Below are 23,316 nucleotides of genomic sequence, written 5' to 3'. Positions count from 1 at the left end.
GAACCGCTCACTAGAAAAGCAGTTCTTTTTTAGTTTGTAATTCATTCAAGGTTAGTTAGTTGGAGTGTAGTAGACATCAACAGTTTGATCAGTATCTTCTCCCGTAACCTGTTGGGCTGCTACCTGGTCTTGACTGGCAGTATAACCAGCTAAGGTTGGCACGTTCAAGGCTTTCCAATCACCTGTGTTCCAGGCACCATAGATTTTTTCACCGGTCACGGCATTAATAGTTACTTGCCGTTCCAATAATGCTGTTTGTTTAGAAACACGCATTGTTCCATCAGGAAGATGAAGGTTAATGGTTCTGGTGAGTGTTTTATGTTCCACGCTGTCATTGAGTTTCGGACTCACTTGTACTTGAATAATTTGCTTGCCCGAACCATCAATCGTAATAGTCGCCGGTGTTAAAGAGGTGATTTCATAACCTTGTGGTGCATGGTAATTCGGCATGATCGTGTCACCTGTGTAACCCGTTATTTTTTGTGTACCCACAATTTGACCATTAGCTAAATATTGTATCTCCACTGTTTGTTCCTGCGGCGCATAGTAAACATCAATGGTTTGATCTTCCGTATTCCCGTCCACTGTCTGCGCCGGTATTTGACTGACGCTGGCAGTATAACCGGCAAACTCGGGAAGGGCATAACCATCCCATTGGGCGGACGACCAGTTTCCATAAGTCTTGGAACCGTCTGCATTCAGGGTAATGGTACGTGATATCATTACGGATTGAATCTCCGTCTTTGTATTCCCGTCTGGTTGATGAATTACAATAGTCCGATCTTTCGTTTTAGTTTCCGTCGTTTGAGTAAAGGCGGGAGCACTGTCCCAATCATAAGTCGTAACCTGATCACGGACGGTTAAATTCATTAATTCATCAGAAGTATACTTGTGTCCCTGTTGGTAACCACTGGTGGCTACCCAATAAGGTGAGGCGACAACTCGATTAGTACCAGGAATTTTGGTGCCGGTATTTGGTACACTTTTAAGATCAGTATACTTAAAGTAAATTTGGGAACCTAAAATCAAATGGTTTAATCTGAAGATATCTTCAAACATCCAAGACGTATTGGTAACATTAGCCGTATTAAAATTACTGAGATCTAAACTGGTTAATTCCAAGCAATCTTTAAACATACCATACATATCAGTAACCTTATCAGTATTGAAATTACTAAGATCTAAACTGGTTAAGTTCATGCAATAATTAAACATATCACGCATATTAGTAACTTTGGACGTATTGAAGTGACTGAGATCTAAACTGGTTAATCCTGTACAATACGCAAACATCCAAGACATATCAGTAACGTTAGTGGTATCGAACTTGCTAACATCTAAACTGGTTATTCCACTGCAATTTTTAAACATCCAAGACATATCAGTAACGTTAGCCGTATTGAAATGGCTAACATCTAAACTGGCTAATGAGTAGCATTCAGTAAACATCCAAGACATATTAGTAACGTTAGCCGTATTGAAATGGCTAACATCTAAACTGGCTAATGAGTAGCATTCATGAAACATCCGAGACATATTTGTAATCTTAGTTGTATCGAGATTGGCTAAGCCAATAATCTGTTGAAGATTCTCTAATCCTGCAAATAAATAACTGGAATCCTGATTGGCGATTACTCCGGGATCAATGAAAATTTGTGTAAGCTCTTTAATCCATTGCCAATTACAGTTCAAAATTTCAGAACTAGCACCGATGCTACCGACGAAATGACTATGATTATCAGTATACCCTTGTCTGCTAGTACCGAAGGTCCCTGCATGGAAATGTAAGATATAATTAGCGCCTTGGTGCGTATATTCCCACTTACTGGTGCCCCAAGTACCTTGGGCAATCGTGTCTGTTTGGGGATCAGTGGTTAGTGAAGAGGCATTGAGACTATTCGTTATCGCTTTAGAGTTCTTTGGTGTTGTAGGTTGACTTATAGGGCTAGTAGCCTCATTAGTCTTGCTGACTGAAGAAGCGGCTGCCTGTTGTGTTGGTGCGGAATTAGTTATATTGTTACTGGAACTAGCTGATTGTGTACTTGTGTTCGTCGCAGGAGCCTGAGTTCCAAGAATTCGGTTCTGATTAGTAGTCTCGCTAACGGTGTCCATACTAGTAACAGCCTTTTGTGTGCTAGTCTGCTGATTGACCGGCTGTTCCTTTTGGGTAGGTTCCGCAGATGTAGCAGCTGCTGTATTCTCTGGCGCCAACATACTCGTGGTTGTAGAGTCTGGAGCATTTGTAGCGGCCGACGCCGCTTGTTGTTGGGTTAAGACGAACCCACAAACTAACCCCACAAATGTCGTGGTAAGTGCAATCCTTTTCTTTTGATTCACAATAATTCCTCCTCCTTATGTAAACTTGGTTATAATATCATAAAAATACTTTATAAGTGTATTTTAGCACTTTATTAAGAATAAGATTAATATATTTTTTAATATTTGCGGCAAATAAAGACTAATTGATTAAATTGGTTTAAATGCCATTGGTTAAATCGAAGAAATAATTGGCTTTTCTGCCACTGTCTATTAGATTTCTATATACCCTAAGGAATGGATTACATAAAAAAGCCTTTCCTATAAAGAGCTTTGCTTAAAAAAACACTGTAGCTATAAAAATTAGTTCTTTGGAGTATAATAAACATCCACCGTTTGATCACTATCTTGATCTGTGACTTGTTGGGCAGCTACTTGCTTTTGACTGGCTGTGTACCCTGCAATTCCTGAACCACATAAGACTCCCATTGATCTGTGGACCAATTACCATAGGTTTTAGAACCATCCGCATTAATAGTTACCGGGCGACTAATAACTGCAGTTTGGAGATAAGTTTTGACTTGCCCATTAGGCCGGTAAATATTGATAGTGCGCACCTTAGTTTGAGTTTCCGTCGTTTGGGTAAAGGCGGGTTTACTGTCCCAATCATAAGTCGTAACTTGATCGCGTCCGGTTAATTCCATTCACTCAGTAGAAGTATACTTGTTCTCCTGTTGATAACCACTGGTGGCTACCCAATCAGTACCAGGCACTCTGGTGCCAACATTTGGGACACCTGGTAAATTATCACCAATTACTGTTCTTGCACCTAACACAAGGTGATTAAGTTTAATTGCTCCGAGAAATATAGCCCCAAATTGATTCTCATCCAGACTAGTAGTATCCCAATTACTGAGATCTAAACTAGTTAATTTTGAGCAATCACCAAAAATACCCGCCATATTAGTAACGTTCGCGGTATCAAGATTGGCTAGACCAGTAATCTTTTGTAAATTTTTTAAATGTCCAAATAAATAACTGGAATACTGATTAGCTATAACACCTGGATCAATGATAATTTGTGTCAATTTTTCATTCCATTGTCAATTACCGTTGAAGATTTCGGAACTAGCGCCAATGATACCCAAATGCATATAATAATGATTATGTGAATCTGTTATAGTTTTCTGGCTGCTAGCGCCTAAGGTGCCTGCATGGAAATGTAAAATATAATCATCACCTTGGTGCATATATTCCCACTTACTGGTGCCCCAAGTACCTTGGACAATTGTTTCTACTTGAGGACTTGTGGTAGTTGAGGAGGTGTTGGTGCTATTTGTGGCCTTGGTAGCCTGCGGAGCCGTTGGTACTGTAGGTTGGCTACTGGCTGAGTAGTTTCATTAGCCTTGCTGGCTGTGAAGAAGCGGCTGCCTGTTGTGTTGGTGCTGAAGTGGTCGGATTGTTACTGGGAGTAGCTGGTTGTGCAATTGTAGTTGTTGCAGATGAACCTATAGACTGAGTTCTAGAAGTTTGGTTTTGGTTAACAATATCACTAACATTGTCTGTATTAGTAACAGCCTTTTGTGTGCTAGTCTGCTGATTGACAGGCTGTTCCTTTTGGTTAGGTTCATCAGATTTCGCAGATGTAACAGTTGCTGTATTCTGCGGAGCCACCATACTCGTGGCTATGGGGTGTGGAGCATTTATAGCTGCCGCAGCCGCTTGTTATTGGGTTAAGACGAACCCACACACTAAACCCACGAATGTTGTGGTCAGTGCGATACTTTTCTTTTGATTCAAAATAATTCCTCCTCTTTATGTAAGTTTAAAATGTAAACTTATAGAACCGATTACAAATTTATCTTAGCACTTTATGAAGAAATAAATTAATCTATTTTGAGTATTCACAATGATCATGATCAAGGAACTCCATTAGCTGAAATACAATTAACGAAGCTGTAGAAATAATTAGTTTTTCGGCTATTTAAAATCAGTAACTGATTACTTAGTAGCTTTCTAATATATAATGAATTTATTACATAAAAAAAGCCCTTCCTTGTAGGAAGGGTTTTGCTTAAAAAACTAGTTATTCGGAGTATAGTAAACATCAACCGTTTGATCACTGTCTGCTCCCGTGACCTGTTGGGCGGCTACCTGGTCTTGACTGGCAGTATAACCAGCTAAGGTTGGTACGTTCAAGGCTTTCCAATCACCTGTGTTCCAGGCACCATAGATTTTTTCACCGGTCACGGCATTAATAGTTACTTGCCGTTCCAATAATGCTGTTTGTTTAGAAACACGCATTGTTCCATCAGGAAGATGAAGGTTAATGGTTCGGGTGAGTGTTTTATGTTCCACGCTGTCATTGAGTTTCGGACTCACTTGTACTTGAATAATTTGCTTGCCGGTACCATCAATCGTAACAGTCGCCGGTGTTAAAGAGGTGATTTCATAACCTTGTGGTGCATGGTAATTCGGCATGATCGTGTCACCTGTGTAACCCGTTATTTTTTGTGTACCCACAATTTGACCATTAGCTAAATATTGAATCTCCACTGTTTGTTCCTGCGGTGCATAGTAAACATCAATGGTTTGATCTTCCGTATTCCCATCCACTGTCTGCGCCGGTATTTGACTGACGCTGGCAGTATAACCGGCAAACTCGGGAATAGCATAACCATCCCATTGGGCGGACGACCAGTTTCCATAAGTCTTGGAACCGTCTGCATTCAGGGTAATGGTACGTGATATCATTACGGATTGAATCTCCGTCTTTGTATTCCCGTCTGGTTGATGAATTACAATAGTCCGATCTTTCGTTTTAGTTTCCGTCGTTTGAGTAAAGGCGGGAGCACTGTCCCAATCATAAGTCGTAATCTGATCGCGTCCGGTTAATTCCATTAACTCATTAGAAGTATATTTGTGCCCCTGTTGATAACCACTGGTGGCTACCCAATAAGGTGAAGTTACTCTCCGATTAGTCCCAGGAATTTTAGTCCCAGTTTCTGGGACATCTGGTAAGTCTGGTAAGTAAGTTTTGGTATTCAAAAGCATGTTAGGCCCTAAAATCAAATGATTTAAGTTATCACAAGCAGCAAACATATTCCACATACTAGTAACTTTAGACGTATTGAAATGACTGAGATCTAACTTGGTTAATTCCGAGCACCTATCAAACATATCTGCCATATTCTTAACGTTAGCAGTATCAAAATTGCTAAGATCTAAATTGGTTAATCCCCAACACCAATCAAACATTTCATACATATTAGTAACGTTAGCAGTATCAAAATTGCTGAGATCTAAACTAGTCAATCCACAGCACAACTCAAACATCCTATCCATATCATAAACCTTGGTAGTATTGAAGTTGCTGAGATCTAAACTAGTTAAACTAGAGCAATACTCAAACATCCAATACATATCAGTAACATTAGTGGTATTGAAGTTGCTGACATCTAAATTAGTTAAATGACTGCAACCCCGAAACATCTTAGCCATATTAGAAACATTAGCAGTATTGAAATTGTGAAGATCTAAATTAGTTAAAAAGTAGCATCCCTCAAACATTCCAAACATGTCAGTAACGTTAGCAGTGTTGAAATTGCTAACATCTAAACTAGTTACTTTTGAGCAATCATCAAACATTTCATACATATTAGTAACGTTAGTCGTATCAAACTTGCTGACATCTAAATTAGTTAATTCTTCGCACCCATCAAACATATCTGCCATATTCTTAACGTTATTAGTATCAAGATTGCCTAAACCAACGATTTGTTGAAGCTTGTACAAATCCGAAAATAAATAACTGGAATCCTGATTGGCTTTGACGCCGGGATCAATGATAATTTGCGTCAGTGCATTACTCCATTGCCAATTACCGTTGAAAACTTCGGGGCTAGAACCTATGCTACCTAAGGCATGGTATACAGAACTATTATTTGGATCTTTTATACTTTTATGGCTGCTAGCACCGAAGGTCCCCTCGTGGAAATGTAAGATATAGTCAAAACCTTGCTCCGTATATTCCCACTTACTGGTGCCCCAAGTACCTTGGGCAATCGTCTCTACTTGTTGGGAATCCGTTGTGGTTAAGGCGGTATTGGCGCTATTTGTGACCTTGGTAGCTTGCGGAACCGTTGGTGCTGTAGGTGGGGTTACTGGCTGAGTAGTTTCATTAGCTTTGCTGGCTGAAGAAACGGCTGCCTGTTGTGTTGGTGCTGAAGTGATCGGATTGTTACTGGCAGTAGCTGGTTGTGCAGTTGTAGTTGTTGCAGATGAACCTATAGTCTGAGTTCCAGCAGTTTGGTTCTGTTTACCAGTCTCGCTAACATTTTCTGTATTAGTAACAGCCTTCTGTGTGCTAGTCTGTTGATTGATAGGCTGTTCCTTTTGGGTAGGTTCAGCAGATTTAGAAGTTGCTGCACTCTGCGAGGCTACCATACTTGTGGTTGTGGGGTCTGGAGCATTTGTAGCTGCCGCAGCTGCTTGTTGTTGGGTTAAGACAAAACCACACACTAACCCTACGAATGTCGTAGTCAGTGCAATGCTTTTCTTTTGGTTCAAAATAATTCCTCCTCCTTATGTAAAGTTAGATGTGACCTTATAAAACCGGTTACAAATTTATCTTAGCACTTTACTAAGAAAACAATTAATCTATTTTGGATATTTGCAACAAACAACAAACACTGAGCTAGCGCTGAAGTTAATTCTCATTCAATTAACTACATGATAAAAATAATTAGGTTTTCTGCTGCTAGTAGCCTCCTAATATACCATGATTGAATTTATCACATAAAAAAGGCCCTCTTTCGAGGACCCAGAATTATTAACACTCTAGTTATCTAGAGCCAGTTGGTATTTGTAGGAGTATAGTAGACATCAACAGTTTGATCACTGTCTTGATCCGTGACCAGTTGCGCTGCTACTTGGTCTTGACTAGCAGTATAACCATCTATAACTGGAATGTTAAAGGCATCCCAATAGCCCGTATTCCATTGCCCGTATGTTTTATTACCGGTTACCGCGTCCATTTGGACACCTCGTTGTAATAAAACCGTTTGTTTGTAGGTCTTCATTTGACCATTAATTTGGTGCAGATTAATCGTACGGATGACTGTCTTGTACTCCACGCTGGTTTCTTGTTTGTGGCTGACATTTACCTGAACGATTTGTTTACCCGAACCATCAATTGTAATAGTGGCAGGAGTGATAGAAGTAATTTCATAACCTTGCGGAGCATGGTAATTCGGCATAATGGTATCGCCTGTGTAACCCGTTATTTTTTGGGTACCGACAATTTGACCATGATCTAAATATTGAATTTCGACTGTTTGTTCCTGGGGTTCATAGTAAACATCAATGGTTTGATTTGTAGTGTTGCTGTCCACTGTCTGAGCCGGTATTTGATTGACACTGGCGGTATAACCAGCAATTTCAGGAATCGCATAAGCATCCCATTGCGCTGTGGACCAGACACCGTAAGTTTTAGAGCCGTCTGCATTCAGCGTGACGGGGCGCGCTAACATGACAGATTGAATTTCAGTCTTTGTATTACCATCTAGTTGATGAATTCTAATAGCGCGTGTGACACCTTTAGTTTCCGTGGTTTGAGTAAAGGCGGGTTTACTGTCCCAATCATAAGTCGTAATCTGATCGCGTCCGGTTAATTCCATTAACTCAGTAGCAGTATACTTGTGCCCCTGTTGATAACCACTGGTGGCTATCCAATAGGGTGAGGCGACTACCCGATCAGTACCAGGTACTCTAAAACCGAGTTTAGGAACTCGAGGTAAATTCATTTGAGGTTTTAAAATAGTTTTGACTCCCAAAACCAGATGGTTCAAACTATCACAATTGGCAAACATGTCGTCTACATAAGGCACACTACTCATATCAAAGGAGCTTAAATCTAAACTTCGCAAATTAATACAGTTTTTAAACATGGCATTCAAGTAGATGGCTTGGGCGGTTGTAAAGTTATTTAATGATAACTGCACCAACTGTGTACAATTTTCAAACATAGCGTCCATATAAATAACTTTAGCCGTATTAAAATGACTGAGATCCAATTTTGTGAGGCTGCGACAAGCAGCAAACATCTGATGCATCCCAACCACGTGGGCAGTTTGGAAGTTTTCCAGCGCGAGTGTCGCTAAATTCTGGCATCCATAAAACATTTCATCCATGCTGGTCACTTGAGTCGTGTTCCAGTGATTTAAATCTAAACCCGTTAACTGCGCACAATCTTTAAACATGGCCCGCATCTGCGTCACGTGCGAAGTATCCAGATTTTCTAAACCTATAATCTTGCTGAGATGACTTAGTTCGGCAAATAAATAACTGGCATCTTCATTAGCTATCACACCGGGATCAATGACAATTTGTGTCAATTCGTCATTCCAGTTCCAATTGCCATTAAAGACTGCCGAACTGGCACCAATACTTCCCAGGATATGATAGAAACCATCATTGGTTATCTTTTCGCCATGACTGCTGGCACCTAAAGTTCCTGCATGAAAATGTAAAATATAATCAGCCCCTTGGTGCGTATACTCCCAGTTACTAGTGCCCCAAGTTCCTTGGGCAATCGTCTCTACTTGAGAATCTTTAGTAGTTGAAGCAGTATTGGAGCTATTGCTTTCCTGGACCGCTTGCGAGATTACAGGTTGACTCGCTGGTTGAGTAGTCTTATTAGTAGCACTACCGGCAGACGAAAGAGCTACCTTGTTCTGAACAACAGTTTCCTGTTGTGGTTGTAATGGAGTGGTCGTATTGATATTAGCAGTAGTTGATTGCGCAGCTGTAGTTGTTGCAGAATCCTCCGAAGATTGGTTCACAGGAGTTTCATTATGGTTAGCAATCCCGTTAACAGTGTCCGTACTAGTAACAGCCTTTTGTGTGCTAGTCTGTTGATTGACAGGCTGTTCCTTTTGGGTAGGTTCAGCAGGTTTCGCAGATGTAGTAGCTGCTGTACTATCTGGAGCCACCATACTCGTGGGTGTGGAATCTGGAGCATTTGTAGCTGCCGCAACCGCTTGTTGTTGGGTTAAGACGAACCCGCATACTAAACCCACAAACGTGGTAGTTAGCACGATACTTTTCTTTTGATTCAAAACAATTCTTCCTCCTTATGTAAACTTAGAAATAACCTTATAAAACTGGTTACAAATGCATTTTAGCACTTTACTAATAAAAGGATTATTTTTTTGGTATTTTCAACAATACATTCATCAGCCGATCATTTACCTTCAATTGACTTATTCAGAATTATTGAAATTTTTTTTGATTGCAAAATATGTTTGCTCGTTAATTAAAAAGTATATTGAAGATTATGATCGTTTTTTGATACCAAAAAACACTGACGTATTAATAGTCAGTGTTTTTATAATCAGCAAGCATAATTTCAAGATTAAATGACATCCCATTGGTAAGTGGTGGCTCCATCTGCTCTATTCTTGGAATCCATCAATTGTTTAGAGGTGAATTTTTGACCAGTCTGCGGACCATTAACTGCTACCCAATTAGATGATTGAACTCTATTGTTAGTCCCGGGCACCTTAAATCCTGCTCGTGGAACATCACCTATATTAGCATTGTTAATCAGGGTCTTTGCACCAAGAACTAAACGATTTAAAAATCTTGTTGCATACAGCATATCTGTATTATTCGCATTAGTTAGGTCAAAATTGCGGATATCCAAACTGGTTAATCTATTATCGCCCATAAACATCTGTTGCACCGTGGTGACTTTTTGCGTATTAAAGTTACTTAAATCTAAAGTGCGCAGATTCTTACAATCAGAAAACATAGCTCCCATATCCGTGACCTGGCTGGTATCCCAGCAGCTAACATCGACATTTTGCAGATTTTCACATTGTGCAAACATTGAATTCATATTTTCTACGTTAGCAGTATTTAAATAGCTCAAATTGACATTTACTAAAGAGAGAGCATTAAAAAATAGATGGTTCATATTTTTTACCGCAGCAGTATTCAAAGCTCTCAAATCGAGATCACTAATCGAACAATTAGCAAACATATAACTCATGTCGAGTAATTTTGGTGTTTTAATACCATTTAATTTAAGATCTTTTAATGGAGTATCCTGAAACATTGCACTCATGTTTGTAACGTTGGCTGCATTCACATTTTCCAAATTAACATCTTGTAATTTTGAATTCGAAAACATCGCATACATGGTGGTTACATTGGCGATATCTAAATTACTTAGATCTGCATTTTGTAATTGAGAATTGGCAAACATGTAACTCATATCAGTTACTTCTGAACAATTTAAATAACTAAGATCAATCGTCTGTAATTGAGAATTGGCGAACATATAGCTCATATTCTTAACATGAGACAAATCAAAAGTACTTAAATCAATATTGGTAATCCCAGTTCCATCAAACATGTGTTGAAAGTCAAGCACTCTGCCAGTCTCCAGATAATCTAAATTCAAATTAGTCAGACTTTTATCATTTAAAAACATATAACTCATATCTGTGACCCGATAAGTAGGCCAAAAACTCAAATCAACATTATTTAATAACGGATCATCAGCAAACATATAACTCATATACTGCGTATATTGCACCTGAAGATTAACTAAACCCTCAATAGTTTTTAAATGGTGTAATTCTTCAAATAAACCACTAGCATTTTGTGGTGTATAAACATTAGGATCAATAATTATTTTATTTAATTGAGCTTTAAAAAAATTTCCTTCTCCATTTCTATATGCCCAACAATATATCGGATAATACCCCAATTGACCAGCATGAATTTTTAAAACGTATTCACCTGTCGTGTTGTTTTTTACATAATCCCATTTAGCCGTGCCAGACTGCCCATTGGTAATCAATGTTTCGGTATTTTGCGTCGGATCAGTTGCTGCTTGAGCTGCGGGTTGCTGAGACTGAGTGGTTGTGTTATTAGAAACTGTCGATTGGGTGGTCTTTCCTGAATTTTGATTTACTGGTTGGTCAGTCGCCACTGGTTTGGTTTCCGGTTGTGGAGAATTCACCCCCGACTGCTGTGTAGTGGTATTCGGAGTTTGATTTGTCAGTGCTGGCTGATCAGTAACAGCCGCATTAGCTTTGGAATCTTGCGTAGCTGATTGCGACTTCTGTGTATTTCTGTCAGTGGCGGAGGTGGTATTAGTAACTGGTGCCACTTGTGGAGTAGCGTTGCCGTTAGTCGCCTGAGTAGTGGAAACAGCATATTGTGAGTCAGTTGATTTTTGAACATTAGCAATTGGCGTTTGCTCAGGAGTTGTGGTTACCGTATCAGCGTAAAGTTTATTTTGCGTTAACACTAAACCACAAACTAAACCGACAAAGGTCGTCGTTAAAGCCCAACTCTTACCTGGAGTTTTCATCATTATCAAGATATCTCCCTTCAACAAAAACAATAATTTATAGCATGAAGCCGGCTTCATATGTATCATAGCACTAAATTAACTAATTGATTAATATTATTACGATATTTTTATCTTATATTAATTATTTTTATATTTAAGTTTGTATTTATTATCGATTTTTAATGGACTAATAATTTTATATTGTATATTAGTAATAACGATATTGAACACAGCATAATTGATATTAAGAATAGGTATTTATTGATTGTAATTGTGAAATTATTACTTAAGTTCCTCATTTTCCAGAATATGTGATATAATACACATGTCCTGATAAGTTTTGAAACCTGTCAGACCTCTATAGCTTTGTTTCTTTCACAAGAAAAGCACTGACTCCATCTGCAGCCAGTGCTTTTTCTTCATTACAACAAAGTCTTCCATAAACCTTGCGGTTAACGCATCTAAATGCAGGTTCATGTTTGTTGGCTCATAACTGGGTACTTCTATTTTCACTCTCCCCACCATTTGTATTGTCTCCAAACAGTTCAGATACTGGGTCTGTATGTTTGGCTTTTTGAAATAATCTATTTTTTTATTTAAAATTAAATTGAAACATTAGTTTTTTATAATTTGTCTAACGTAAAGTCATTAACTAACTATATAAATTATTATATAATTAAAATATAATGATTAACTATGGCATGTTCCAGTGTTATGCAATCTAATATAAATTCTTTAATTCAAAGACCAACAAAAGATTCGAAATTCGAGATATTAAAATTTCTATATTTATACTTTTTAATTTCCAATTTCTAAAAACATTAATTAATTAGCAGTTTTAAAAAATAATTTTATGTTGTGAAGATCAGCTAATAAATATTGTTAGCCAGTGTCTTATAATTTGACAATTGGTAATAAATTTTAGATAAAGATTTAGCTTTAGTTAAAAACTATCTATTTTTGAAAATGGAGATTGCAATGAAATTACAATTGCTGACAAATTGGCACAAATGAAAAGTAAGTGTAATTAGATTAGTCCAAATACTGATGACTTAAAAAGCTGCTTACATAACTGAGAGGGAGTAATAGTATGTCGCGCAATTTATATAGAAGAACTAATGGTAATAATAACCAACAATATAATCCAGGACAGCCGAATCCTAATTATCAGCAACCAGGACAATCACAACAACCACCCCAACAACCACAAAATGGGCCATATTATCAGCAACCAAATACTAATTATAATCAGCAAATGCCTCAACAACCGCCTAATCCTAACTATTCCAACCCAAATAATGGCGGCTACCAGCAACCACCTCAACCGCCGCAAAAACCTAAAAAACGTTTTTATAAAAAGTGGTGGTTTTGGCTGATCGTTGTCGTGTTGATTTTTGCTATTGGCGGAAGTGCTGGATCTGGATCTTCTTCCAAATCTACTAAGACTACTAATAATCCTAAATCGGAAAAAACACAATCAAAATCACAAAGTGCTCAGCCGATCAAGAAACAACCAAAATCGCAAGTGACTAATTCTGCAAGTGATCAAGCCAAAGAAAGTAATCCGCAACCTAAATCCAATACGAATAAATCTTCTGTACCAGCGGACTATACAAATGCTTTGAAGCAGGCAAAAAATTATGCTGGTATGCAACATATGTCAGCACAAGCAGTACACGATCAACTAGTTTCTGACATGGGCGGTAAGTTTTCTGAAGATGCTGCTAAATATGCCCTAGATCACTTAAATGCTAATTGGAATGAAAATGCTTTAAAGAAAGCTAAAAACTATCAAGACGACATGGCCATGTCAGAAAGCGCGATTCGTGATCAATTAACTTCTAGTTCAGGTGAAAAATTCACTGCAGAACAAGCCGACTACGCTATGCAACATCTCCATGACAAATAATATTTCTTGTGTTTAGCCCATTTATTGGGCTTTTTTACTATAAAAATATCAAATTCAAACGTTATTAAATCTAAACAGATAGATTATTGTTTATTGACAAGAAAGCTAAGATTTACTCTTTTGTTACTGGACTACGGACAGAACCTGGGAAAGATATAACTATATGTAAAAATCCATATGTGCTTAACCACTTCAACAAGATTATGTTTTATACAGTGAAAAGATACGGCAACTTGTAAAATAAGACCAATAAAAGCTGTCGAATGGATGATCGTTATTATTGACATCATTGTTATCTTTTTAGTAAGTGACAATCAATATGCAAGTTACTTTAAAGATTTGTTAATATTTCAATTTATTTTTGCGATACTTTGGGTCATTGGTGTCCCTTATAAAAAAGGTTATAAGGATATACCCTGGGCAGCTTCTTTTTCAGAAATATTATTTTGCTTCTATTAAAAAAACTCTTTATTAAATCTTGTTTGGTTAAAGCTCTTTTCATATGATAACCCCATGTTTGTCTTACATTTTCACCGACGATAAATTGAACTCTTATATCTAATAGTTCACCAATTTATCTGTGATTATTAAGATAAAGTGTTACTTGTTTATTTCGGTAACAGATCCTCAGTTTTTAAATCTAAGACTTTTGCTAATTTGGCCATCTTATTCCATGTTGGATCAGCGCCATGTTCAATATCACTAATGTTTGTTTGTAGCAAGCCACCTTTAAGTCCCAAATCAGACTGAGACATTTGATACTTATGTCGACTATCTTTAATAACAATTACAATATTCAATACTCTCATCACATTTACGGTAAAACGTTAATATATTTTTATATAACCAGTTTAAGCATAAAAATAAACGGTAAAACCGACAATTTTGCAGCTTTGTTCTGAATTTTATGAATATATAGATAAAATAAAAGTATCGGTATACCGTTAGGGGCTAATGATGAATAATTACAAATCACCACTTATCAAAAGACTAAATAGTTTATTTGCAGCAAGAGACGTAACCCCAAATAGAGTTGCGATGCTTGGTGGAATGCGTCAATCTTCATTAAGCGATATTCTGATAGGTAGAACCAAGGAGCCCAGACTTGATACACTACAATCTATTGCTAGAGGCTTGGGAATATCGTTAACTGAATTACTTGATTTTCCGCCCTACAATCAGCGACCCGATGGTTCTTCCAAAAAAGAAGAAGAATCAAGGTGGGAAAAGTTAGGTAATGCACTTACTGCAGACGAAAAAGAACGAGTCCGCAAAATACTAAGTGATGATATTTAGTATATGGAGACGAAGAAATGGAAATTAATATTTCGTTATCACAATTCATTTCAGTAAGTACCTCAAAAACCATTGACGCTAAAAAAAGCGCAATGGACCGTATAAAACACAGTGTATATTCTCCTGCGAGTGACTACTGGAAACCAATACGAGACGAATTACCAAAAGTTCTAAAGGGAGAGCATACTTTTGACGCATTTAATTCGATAATAGACAAGACTTCCGAGAAAAATAATAAAAAAAACAATTTCAAGCTAGATGTACAGAACCTAAAAGATTTTTTTAGTAACCATTCATATGAATGTTTGGAAAATCATAATACTAAAGCGTCTTGGCGTTATGATGCAGGAGACTTAACAGTTCGTGTAGCTCCCGAGTTTAATATCATAATTGATGGTCAAAAGTATTTATTGAGGGTAGAGTATCGTTTAAAAAAGGCAAACGAACGGTCAACGTATGAACCTTCTATTTTATTACTAAATGAAGCTACAAAAGATAAAAGAGATGCCGATACTAAAGTGGCTATATTAAATTTACAAGATCAAAAACTTATGACCCTAGATGATGTAAAAAATAAAGATCTTGGTATTTTAATGTCTGCAGCTTCTGATTTTTGTAAGCTATATAATCAGCCTACTTTTCTTGACTGATCTGCTATAACTCCGAATTGTTTATTCATGGGGTGAATGGCAAGATTTAATCACGTGACTTTCATGAATATGGCCCCTAACTACCGAAAGGCTAATTGTATTTGGGAGTTAATCTGAAACTATAATCATCAGCAGGAGTTGCATCCGTTGACTTCTGCTATTTTCCCCCTTATTTTTAGCAATTCAATTTGTGCATGTTGATATTTTTTTTATGTTTTTCTCCTTGTATTTACTATTTCGTAAATATCATTACTATAGTTTATGATAAACATAAAATAGATATACGAATTTACACATTTATACAAACAGAGGAACTTTTATGAAAAATAATATTAAAAAGGAACGTTTAAACATTGGCCTTACTCAAAAAGATCTTGCAGATCAATTCAACCAATTTATTGCAAAAACAGATATAGATCTTAAACCTGTTTCGTATGCTGCCATATCTCGTTGGGAAAGTGGCGAGAATGAACCTCAATACTATGTATGGCAAGCTATATCCTCTTTTTTCCATGTGGATATAGCTTATTTAAGAGGTTACAGTTCAGGAAAAGTAACTTTTGAAAATGAACACAATACTCTATTTACAAAGCGTTTATACTTTTATTTAAATCAGAAGAACATGACAATGAACCGTGTTGCTACCCTTGCGGGCTTGTCTGCGACTACTTTAAGTAGCATTATTAATAGGGGTTCTTCCCCCAGAATTGATACGGTATTTAAAATATGTGAAGGTCTGGGAATCTCTTTTACTGAATTTTTTGATTTCCCTCCTTACAATGAAACTGAAAAATAACACCGCGCTAAAAACACGGAATTAACACTCGTATCTATAAGAGTTTGGAATTTAATATGACAGATAACAGTGCTTTAGAAGCACGAAAAATAGTCGCTCAAAATTTATCTAACTTATTGAATAAACAAGGTATCACACAAACAGAATTAGCAAGGCAGCTTAAATTACCAGAGTCTTCTGTAAGAAGTTGGGTTAATGCCAGTAAATATCCCCGTATTCACAACGTGAAAAAGTTAGCCAATTTTTTTGGCGTTAATAGTTCTGATATCTTAGAAAATAAATCAGATCTCAGTGATCCACGCCGTGCATTTGGTATTGTAGATTACCCTATTGTTAGGTCAATCAAAGCAGGCCCTAATGGCATTGCCCAACTAGATTATTCTGGGTACTCTGCAGTACTGGTTAAAGATATTGATCCATCATATAATTATTATTGGTTAAGAGTTGTTGGGGACTCTATGATTGGTGATGGAATTTTAGAAGGTGATCTAGCCTTAATTAAACAAACTCCAGGATTTGAAAATGGGGATATTTGTGCCGTAATTGTCGATGGTGAAGAAGGAACCTTAAAGCATGTTGAAAAGCGTGACAATATAATAATTTTGACGGGTTTCAATCCCAATTACCCACCAAGAATATTTGTAAATGAGGAGTGCAACTTAATTACGATAGCTGGCAAACTGGTACAAATAAAAAGAAAGTATAACTAAAGACGCTCAGAAGGAAAAGAAGTGATACTTTAAAGTGCTTTAAGGCTGTTTTTTGTATCGATATCGATCGTATTTTTATCCAGGTGTATAGCAAATTTATCCAAAGGCTTTAATCTGACACTATAACCGTCAGCAGGAGTTACATCCGTTAATGTGATTTCTGCTTATTTTGTCGCTCTTCCATTTCAACAATGAGTTAAAATGATCCTTCGGAATATTTATTTGGCTCGTATATTCTTTTACAAAATCTTCACCACCCTTCAATTCAATGTCATTGCGTTCTTTATATATAATTTAAAAAATAATGTATTTACGATATAAGATTTAAAAATCTTGATAGTTAATATGATATTTGTTAGCGTCAAAGCGTTAGGAGCTCACAAGATGAATGATCATGAATTAATCATTAACCGACTATATAAATTGTTAATTGATCGTGATATGTCCATGAATAGACTTGCTACACTTTCGGGCGTTAAACAATCTACTATAAGTTCTTTAATTCAAAGACCAACAGGTGTTCCTAAAGCAGATACATTAAGGCTTTTATGTGAAGGACTTGGAATATCTGTACAAGATTTTTTTGATTTTCCACCATACAATCAGCGTCCCAATGGTTCTTCCAAAAAAGAAGAAGAATCAAAGTGGGAAAAGCTAGGCAATGCACTTACTGCAGATGAAAAAGAACGAGTCCGCAAAATACTAAGTAATGAAATATAATTTATAACTTTTATATCATCACGGTTATATTGTATAAACAATATTTTAATTTGGAGTTTTTAAATGATCAGACGAAATCCAAGACAGGTTGTTTCATCTAATCTGCAGCGTTTAGCTAGTAAAACAGGCGAAAAGCCCAATGACATTTCTAGAAAATTAAAATTGCCTAAACAAACTGTAAGAGATTGGTTTTTAGGTAACAGCTATCCTCGGCCATTAAGTGTTCAAAAACTGGCGGATCACTTCAATGTAGAAACATCGGATATTACCGAAGAGCCTTTAGATCCAACAAAAATGCGTTCTGAATTTAATGTTATCCAAGTTCCTGTGGTAGGTTCAATTAAAGCAGGACCTAAAGGCATCGCAGAAGAAAATCACGATGGTTTGGCATCAGTGGATTGCGATAAAATTGAATCGGATTTTGATTATTATTGGCTTAAGGTATACGGGGATTCCATGATTGGGGATATGATCGGAGATGGAGATTTAGCTTTAATTAAAAAGACGTCTATTTTTGGAGATGGTGATATTTGTGCTGTAATTGTCGATGGAGAAGAAGGAACATTAAAACACGTATTCAAGAATAAAAATACGATTGTTTTAACTGCTTCTAACCCGAATTATCCACCTAGAACTTTTGTCGGTGAGGATTGCAATTTAATTACGATAGCCGGCAAGCTGGTACAGATAAAAAGAAAGTATAACTAAAGACGCTTCATTGGGGGTTAAGAGTGATACTTAAAAAAACTTTAAGGCTGTTTGTGATCTCGATATCAGTCTTATTTTTATCCGGGTGTATAGCAAATTTATCCAAGGGGGAACTGCAAAAGAATTTTTACTATATGGAAAATCAGTATTGTCAAGTAATTATTGATTCTCAAAAAGCCAGTATGACTGATAAAAAGGCGGTCAGTGGAGCTAAAAAAGCCAAATCTAACATTGATCAAAAAGTAAATAAACTAAAAACCAACGCGTCTAATAGAAAATTAAATACTTTGATCATTCATTATGGCGAAACTACTGAAAAAGCTTTGCAGTCCTACATAGATGAAATTCATGGTAAAAAAAGCTATGCTAATGCACCGTATAAGTCAGGACAGTTAGCGGCAACAATAGCCAATACTTATTTTAACGGCCGCCATGCTAGCAAACTCGCTGAAGTCGAAAAAATAAGTAATAGCGATAACAAAAAGACTTCTCACAAGTCTCACAAAAAGGCCCAGGAAACAAATTCTTCATCAGAAGATAGTATTTCCGACTCTTCACAATCGGATTCTGATACTAGTGAGTCTTCTATACCAGCTGACTATTCTAATGCCTTGAAACAAGCAAATTATTATTGTAATGTACAAAACATGTCGGAAAAGAGTATACATGATCAACTAGTTTCTGACGCGGGCGGTAAGTTTTCCGAAGATGCTGCTAAATATGCACTAGATCACTTAAATGCTAATTGGAATGAAAATGCTTTAAAGAAAGCTAAAAGCTATCAACAAGATATGGCCATGTCAGAAAACGATATACGTGAACAATTAACTTCTAGTGCTGGCGAAAAATTCACTGCTGAGCAAGCCGATTACGCTGTGCAACATCTCCATGACAATTAATATTTATTTTGTTTAGCCCATTGATCGGGCTTTTTTTATTGCAAAAATATCAAATCCAAAGTTTATTGACAAGAAAGCTCAGATTATACCCTTTGTTCATCGTATTACAGAAAAACCAAGGAACGATTTAATTATTTATATAAAGACGCCTGGCACTTTAATATCATTGGCAAAGTAGTGCTGCACACAACACAAACAAAAAACCCTATGGATGAATAAAGCCCCACTCCTTGAAGAGTGAGGCTATTTTTTTACTGACTATAGTAAATATATTTAATATATTCGCTATAGTAACTATATTTTTTGGCAGGCGGTTACAACGGTAAAGTCTTGTTCTGAGATTTACTCTCATTGGTTAAGTTCGATTTTAAATTGATCAAATTACCGTTAATTAGCTAATGCTTGTGTGAAAAAGAATTACTCATCAAATACTAATATTTATCCGATATTGCTTCAAGTAGAGAAGTAAATTGTTTTCTTTTTATCGGCTGTAATGAATTCTTATTTATAATAATCTATTAGTAATTGAATTGTTTCATAGTCATACTTAATATTTGCTAAAACCTTGATTATATCAATTTCGGTTTTGGCCTCTGTATCTACTTTGATAGTTTTTCTTTTATCAGCAGAACTTTTCTTTGTTGTTTTATTAGTTGTGTTTTTTTCTAAAGTCACAAGCTCATTATTTTATAAAAATTATTTTTATCAGCCATTATTGTGTTCTCATTTTTATATTAATTTCTTTTTTAACCAGGATATTTATTACTATTTAACGCGTCCCTGCGTTCCAGTGTTTCAATTTAGAATTTAAGTGTTTTGCGTTCATCGTCACCTAGTTGTTTCATATTTGCACCTTGCATTTTTTCAAAGCCTTTTGCGGAGAAGACTTTAATTAAAGCAATTGCTTTTTATGGTACCATACGGTACCATAAGGCTGGAGGTGTTATTCATGACTAGTCAGGTACATTTTCGAATGGACGATAAAGAAAAAAGGGAGTTTGAAATTGTTCTTCGTCGCGTGGGCTTAACTCCTGGAGAAGCATTCCGTATCTTTGCCAAAAAATCCATTGAGGCCGGCGGAATCCCCTTTGAAGTATCTCAGCCCAATCCCCGTTTAAAAACAGCTATTAAGAGCCAAGATTACATTGAATTTAATGATCCTCAGGAGGGATTGAATTGGCTAAATGATTGAATTTGTTTATAGACCTGCCTTTGAACGTCAATTTAAAAAGCATTATAAGACAATTTTAAAAGGTGGTCACTATAAAAAAGAAGATTTTGAAGTTGTTTATCTTAAACTATTACAAGATAAGCCACTAGAACCACGTTACAATGATCACCCTTTAGTTAATCGAAAGCCTGAACGTGAATTGCATATCAAACCAGATTGGTTATTAATTTATAAATATGATGGTGATTTTGTACGGTTTATCGATACTGGTTCGCATTCAGATCTTTTTGAGTAAGGGGCCCCTTTCAACAAAAGCCTTTAGATAAACAATTATTATGAGATTCTTTGAGTAAGGACTCATGTATCTATTGGTCATTATTTGTGTAACTTTAGAAAAAAATTTCTGTATAAGCTATACTTTGCTGAATCTTTAACATTAAAAATTTTCCTGACGATGGCTTTGCCCAAAGAACCACAAACTTGATTTTATTTTGAACTCTAACTCAAAAAATTCTACAAGTGTGATTTTAAAACAGAATATTGCGCCCATTGTCGCTGATAAAAGTACTTTTAATCTTCAAAATAGTACAATGGCGCTCAAAGTCTTATAAGTGAAGTGTTACATGTAATATGTAAAAAAGAACTAGTTGTAATCTAGTCCTTTTTATTTGATATAATTCCAATATTTTTCTTTGAGGTTTCCCTTTGAGTTTTTACAATTTGCGATCTTAATTGTCCCATTGCCGAAACCCAAGGGGCATGGCCTTGGTTTTACAGCCCTTTTCTATCTACTAACCTCATTCATAGCGTATCGACTCGGATGCATCCAATTTATTAATTTTTCGAATCGGCACAAATATGGCAATTAAAACCATGAAGACTGTCGCTAAGAACACTATCAACAGAGCACTGCCAAAAGTCTGATAAACCTTGACGGTAAATTGAGCAAAATGATTAACTCCTACATTGATTAATTGGCCAATTATTACGGAGACAATGACCGCTGTCAAATAAGAGATTATCGCAATACACATTCCTTCAGAGATAAAAATTCCGGCAATATCTTTATTTTGATATCCTAAAGATTTCATAATCCCAATTTCTTTAGTACGTTCAATAACATTGATAAACAAAACAATGCCCAACATACATATCGATACGATTATCGCTTGCAGTGACATGAAGATCAATAATCCTTGAATCACATTAATAAATTGAATCACAGTTTTTAAAATATTGCCTGAGGACAGCGCATTAAATTTTTTATTCTGATTAATTTTTTTCAAAACTGCATCATTATTTTTCGGATTCTTTAATTCCAACAAATAATAGGCAATTTGCTTAGGATGACTCCCCACTAATTGGTTTAGTTCCATGGTCGACAAAAACATGGCATTATCACCGTTTTGAACTCGGATAATCTTGGTCTTATGAGTAACGTTATTATTGCCCATTTGTACTGTTAAAGCTACATCTTGATTCAAGATCGAGTTAACAGTATATTTCGTATGATTTCCTTGATTAAATTCTTTGATAAATTTTTTAGTCACCGTTAGTCCGTGTTCTTTAATATTTTTATATCTTTGCCCGGAACTGACTCCATCAATTTGCAGTAATTTACGCGATTCTGAGACATCAGGAACGAGGTTATTCAGTTGCGCATAATTGGGATGCTCCTTCTTAAAAACCAATTTTTTATTTTTTATTTTTACTTGTGTTAAAGAATAATTTTGAATATTAGAGATGTATTTCAGCTTTTTTCCAGCGGCTTTTTTAATACTAGCGGAATCTCCAGTGTTTAAAGCTATCCCGGATTCAGGATTGGCTTGTATCTGGATCGTCGTGGGTATTTGATTTTTAATATCTTCGGATTGCAACATCTTGGTAATCCCGTTCCCTAGTCCTAAGGATAACAGGACGCCAATTAATCCAATAGACATTGCCAGAGCAATTATAATGTTGCGCCAAATTCTTTGTCGAAAGTTTTTCCAACCAATTTTAAATATTTGTTGATAATTTATATGACTTTTGAGGGGCTGATATTGCGGCCTTTTTTGCTTGTCGGCTACTACTGCGAGATTTGCACCCTGATTATTAATTTGCCCATCTTTGACATAAACTACCCGATCTCCATAAGATAGTATTTCATTATTATGCGTTACTACAATGATGGTCTTGCCTTCATCAGCTAATCCCCTTAAGATCTTCATAATTTTACTTTGCGACTTACTGTCTAAAGAACCTGTGGGTTCGTCAGCTATTATAATGTTGGGATTGTTAGCCAGTGCTCTGGCAATAGCAACTCTTTGTTTTTGCCCCCCTGACAATTTGGTGACATTTTTATTAAAATACGGCTTCATTCCTACTTTATCTAATAAATTTAGAGCCCGTTTTTTGGCATTTTTCGTATTATTCATCTTCATGGGCAATATTACATTTTCAATGACTGATAAATGAGGTATTAAATTAAAAGTTTGAAAAACAAAGCCTATATTTTGTTCTCTATAACTGGTTAAATCAGTAGCTGAGATTCCAGTCAACACCTTATCTTTATACAGTAAAGTACCTTCATATTCGGTATCTAAACCACTAATAATATTTAAAATAGTTGTTTTCCCTCCACCAGAAGGACCTTCGATTATTAGAAATTCGCCATCATTGATAGATAAATTAACATCGCGCAGCACTGATTCATGGGCAGTACTATCTAAATCATAGGTTTTATAGATGTGTTGTAACTCGATTATTTTCATACGGGAGCAGCACCTTTCGCGCTTTCTGATTAAATAGATACTCTGAACATTCAGCTTATTGATAAAAATGCTTTAGTAATA

General features: G+C 36.3%; 21 protein-coding genes. 10 read left to right on the top strand and 11 right to left on the bottom strand.

Translation table 11 applies throughout. The features are described 5' to 3' along the window. Positions 1-51: 51 nt before the first annotated feature. The 9 genes from JG30_RS08625 to JG30_RS08610 all read right to left on the bottom strand — a co-directional run bounded on the left by JG30_RS08625 (position 52) and on the right by JG30_RS08610 (position 11,644). Entirely contained in the window at positions 52-2,337 is a 2,286-nt protein-coding gene (locus tag JG30_RS08625) for a BspA family leucine-rich repeat surface protein (protein WP_052725184.1), read from the bottom strand. 282 nt (positions 2,338-2,619) lie between these two features. Beyond that, positions 2,620-2,745: a mucin-binding protein gene (locus JG30_RS09300; RefSeq protein ID WP_427846152.1), complete on the bottom strand. Its 126-nt coding sequence runs from the start codon at positions 2,743-2,745 to the stop codon at positions 2,620-2,622. Next, complete coding sequence (locus tag JG30_RS03335; protein ID WP_046316131.1) at positions 2,688-2,960, bottom strand: hypothetical protein; 273 nt, start codon at positions 2,958-2,960, stop codon at positions 2,688-2,690. The genes JG30_RS09300 and JG30_RS03335 overlap by 58 nt, the downstream gene beginning before the upstream one ends. Further along, positions 2,961-3,344, bottom strand: coding sequence for a BspA family leucine-rich repeat surface protein (locus tag JG30_RS03330; RefSeq protein ID WP_046316129.1), 384 nt, complete (start codon positions 3,342-3,344; stop codon positions 2,961-2,963). Between the two features lie 15 nt (positions 3,345-3,359). After that, positions 3,360-3,506: a hypothetical protein gene (locus tag JG30_RS09045; RefSeq protein ID WP_179854018.1), complete on the bottom strand. Its 147-nt coding sequence runs from the start codon at positions 3,504-3,506 to the stop codon at positions 3,360-3,362. A 130-nt stretch (positions 3,507-3,636) separates the two neighbouring features. Continuing rightward, entirely contained in the window at positions 3,637-3,933 is a 297-nt protein-coding gene (locus tag JG30_RS03325; protein WP_046316127.1) for a hypothetical protein, read from the bottom strand. Positions 3,934-4,338: 405 nt separating this feature from the next. Then, positions 4,339-6,825, bottom strand: a complete 2,487-nt coding sequence (locus JG30_RS08620) for a BspA family leucine-rich repeat surface protein (protein ID WP_052725183.1) — start codon at positions 6,823-6,825, stop codon at positions 4,339-4,341. A gap of 278 nt (positions 6,826-7,103) precedes the next feature. Beyond that, the gene (locus JG30_RS08615) at positions 7,104-9,374 is read right to left on the bottom strand and encodes a BspA family leucine-rich repeat surface protein (RefSeq protein ID WP_052725182.1); all 2,271 of its coding nucleotides are present in this window, start codon (positions 9,372-9,374) and stop codon (positions 7,104-7,106) included. 296 nt (positions 9,375-9,670) lie between these two features. After that, positions 9,671-11,644, bottom strand: a complete 1,974-nt coding sequence (locus JG30_RS08610; protein WP_052725181.1) for a BspA family leucine-rich repeat surface protein — start codon at positions 11,642-11,644, stop codon at positions 9,671-9,673. Between the two features lie 1,069 nt (positions 11,645-12,713). Between JG30_RS08610 and JG30_RS03305 the strand changes: the two genes are divergently transcribed. Then, positions 12,714-13,532: an Ltp family lipoprotein gene (locus JG30_RS03305; RefSeq protein WP_052725180.1), complete on the top strand. Its 819-nt coding sequence runs from the start codon at positions 12,714-12,716 to the stop codon at positions 13,530-13,532. Between the two features lie 608 nt (positions 13,533-14,140). Here JG30_RS03305 and JG30_RS03300 read toward each other — a convergent pair. Then, on the bottom strand, positions 14,141-14,332 hold the full coding sequence (locus tag JG30_RS03300) for a helix-turn-helix domain-containing protein (protein WP_046316126.1): 192 nt from the start codon (positions 14,330-14,332) through the stop codon (positions 14,141-14,143). Between the two features lie 157 nt (positions 14,333-14,489). On the opposite strand from JG30_RS03300, the gene JG30_RS03295 reads away from it, so the two are divergent. From JG30_RS03295 to JG30_RS03255, 9 genes are all read left to right on the top strand, one after another. Continuing rightward, positions 14,490-14,828, top strand: a complete 339-nt coding sequence (locus JG30_RS03295; protein ID WP_052725179.1) for a helix-turn-helix domain-containing protein — start codon at positions 14,490-14,492, stop codon at positions 14,826-14,828. A gap of 17 nt (positions 14,829-14,845) precedes the next feature. Further along, positions 14,846-15,478 carry a hypothetical protein gene (locus JG30_RS03290; protein WP_046316124.1) on the top strand — a complete coding sequence of 211 codons (633 nt, stop codon included), beginning with the start codon at positions 14,846-14,848 and terminating at the stop codon, positions 15,476-15,478. A 319-nt stretch (positions 15,479-15,797) separates the two neighbouring features. Further along, positions 15,798-16,274, top strand: coding sequence for a helix-turn-helix domain-containing protein (locus JG30_RS03285; RefSeq protein ID WP_046316123.1), 477 nt, complete (start codon positions 15,798-15,800; stop codon positions 16,272-16,274). Between the two features lie 56 nt (positions 16,275-16,330). Then, positions 16,331-16,984 (top strand): LexA family protein, encoded by a 654-nt coding sequence (locus tag JG30_RS08605; RefSeq protein WP_052725178.1) that lies wholly within the window; start codon positions 16,331-16,333, stop codon positions 16,982-16,984. A gap of 384 nt (positions 16,985-17,368) precedes the next feature. Beyond that, entirely contained in the window at positions 17,369-17,704 is a 336-nt protein-coding gene (locus tag JG30_RS03275) for a helix-turn-helix domain-containing protein (protein ID WP_071236998.1), read from the top strand. 63 nt (positions 17,705-17,767) lie between these two features. Beyond that, positions 17,768-18,412, top strand: coding sequence for a LexA family transcriptional regulator (locus JG30_RS03270; RefSeq protein ID WP_046316121.1), 645 nt, complete (start codon positions 17,768-17,770; stop codon positions 18,410-18,412). Positions 18,413-18,546: 134 nt separating this feature from the next. Next, the gene (locus JG30_RS08875; protein WP_084616649.1) at positions 18,547-19,311 is read left to right on the top strand and encodes an Ltp family lipoprotein; all 765 of its coding nucleotides are present in this window, start codon (positions 18,547-18,549) and stop codon (positions 19,309-19,311) included. A 949-nt stretch (positions 19,312-20,260) separates the two neighbouring features. Then, positions 20,261-20,503 carry a type II toxin-antitoxin system RelB/DinJ family antitoxin gene (locus JG30_RS03260; RefSeq protein ID WP_046316120.1) on the top strand — a complete coding sequence of 81 codons (243 nt, stop codon included), beginning with the start codon at positions 20,261-20,263 and terminating at the stop codon, positions 20,501-20,503. Next, positions 20,496-20,777, top strand: a complete 282-nt coding sequence (locus JG30_RS03255) for a type II toxin-antitoxin system YafQ family toxin (protein ID WP_046316119.1) — start codon at positions 20,496-20,498, stop codon at positions 20,775-20,777. Before JG30_RS03260 ends, JG30_RS03255 begins: the two co-directional genes overlap by 8 nt. 502 nt (positions 20,778-21,279) lie before the next feature. On the opposite strand, the gene JG30_RS08600 is transcribed toward JG30_RS03255, so the two are convergent. After that, positions 21,280-23,235 carry an ABC transporter ATP-binding protein/permease gene (locus tag JG30_RS08600; protein WP_052725177.1) on the bottom strand — a complete coding sequence of 652 codons (1,956 nt, stop codon included), beginning with the start codon at positions 23,233-23,235 and terminating at the stop codon, positions 21,280-21,282. Positions 23,236-23,316: the final 81 nt, after the last annotated feature.

It is taken from the genome of Bombilactobacillus mellifer (assembly GCF_000970795.1).
Lineage (GTDB): Bacteria > Bacillota > Bacilli > Lactobacillales > Lactobacillaceae > Bombilactobacillus > Bombilactobacillus mellifer.
This window is presented reverse-complemented; position numbering and strand designations above follow the sequence as displayed.

What these genes read in the sequence shown, in the direction of transcription:
- JG30_RS08605 (WP_052725178.1), top strand. Translation starts at nt 16,331, where the DNA reads ATGACAGATAACAGTGCTTTAGAAGCACGAAAAATAGTCGCTCAAAAT.
- JG30_RS09300 (WP_427846152.1), bottom strand. Translation starts at nt 2,745, where the DNA reads ATGGGAGTCTTATGTGGTTCAGGAATTGCAGGGTACACAGCCAGTCAA.
- JG30_RS03335 (WP_046316131.1), bottom strand. Translation starts at nt 2,960, where the DNA reads ATGGAATTAACCGGACGCGATCAAGTTACGACTTATGATTGGGACAGT.
- JG30_RS03305 (WP_052725180.1), top strand. Translation starts at nt 12,714, where the DNA reads ATGTCGCGCAATTTATATAGAAGAACTAATGGTAATAATAACCAACAA.
- JG30_RS08610 (WP_052725181.1), bottom strand. Translation starts at nt 11,644, where the DNA reads ATGATGAAAACTCCAGGTAAGAGTTGGGCTTTAACGACGACCTTTGTC.
- JG30_RS03270 (WP_046316121.1), top strand. Translation starts at nt 17,768, where the DNA reads ATGATCAGACGAAATCCAAGACAGGTTGTTTCATCTAATCTGCAGCGT.
- JG30_RS03295 (WP_052725179.1), top strand. Translation starts at nt 14,490, where the DNA reads ATGAATAATTACAAATCACCACTTATCAAAAGACTAAATAGTTTATTT.
- JG30_RS08600 (WP_052725177.1), bottom strand. Translation starts at nt 23,235, where the DNA reads ATGAAAATAATCGAGTTACAACACATCTATAAAACCTATGATTTAGAT.
- JG30_RS03260 (WP_046316120.1), top strand. Translation starts at nt 20,261, where the DNA reads ATGACTAGTCAGGTACATTTTCGAATGGACGATAAAGAAAAAAGGGAG.
- JG30_RS03325 (WP_046316127.1), bottom strand. Translation starts at nt 3,933, where the DNA reads ATGGTGGCTCCGCAGAATACAGCAACTGTTACATCTGCGAAATCTGAT.
- JG30_RS03285 (WP_046316123.1), top strand. Translation starts at nt 15,798, where the DNA reads ATGAAAAATAATATTAAAAAGGAACGTTTAAACATTGGCCTTACTCAA.
- JG30_RS03275 (WP_071236998.1), top strand. Translation starts at nt 17,369, where the DNA reads ATGAATGATCATGAATTAATCATTAACCGACTATATAAATTGTTAATT.
- JG30_RS09045 (WP_179854018.1), bottom strand. Translation starts at nt 3,506, where the DNA reads ATGCACCAAGGTGATGATTATATTTTACATTTCCATGCAGGCACCTTA.
- JG30_RS03255 (WP_046316119.1), top strand. Translation starts at nt 20,496, where the DNA reads ATGATTGAATTTGTTTATAGACCTGCCTTTGAACGTCAATTTAAAAAG.
- JG30_RS08875 (WP_084616649.1), top strand. Translation starts at nt 18,547, where the DNA reads ATGGAAAATCAGTATTGTCAAGTAATTATTGATTCTCAAAAAGCCAGT.
- JG30_RS03290 (WP_046316124.1), top strand. Translation starts at nt 14,846, where the DNA reads ATGGAAATTAATATTTCGTTATCACAATTCATTTCAGTAAGTACCTCA.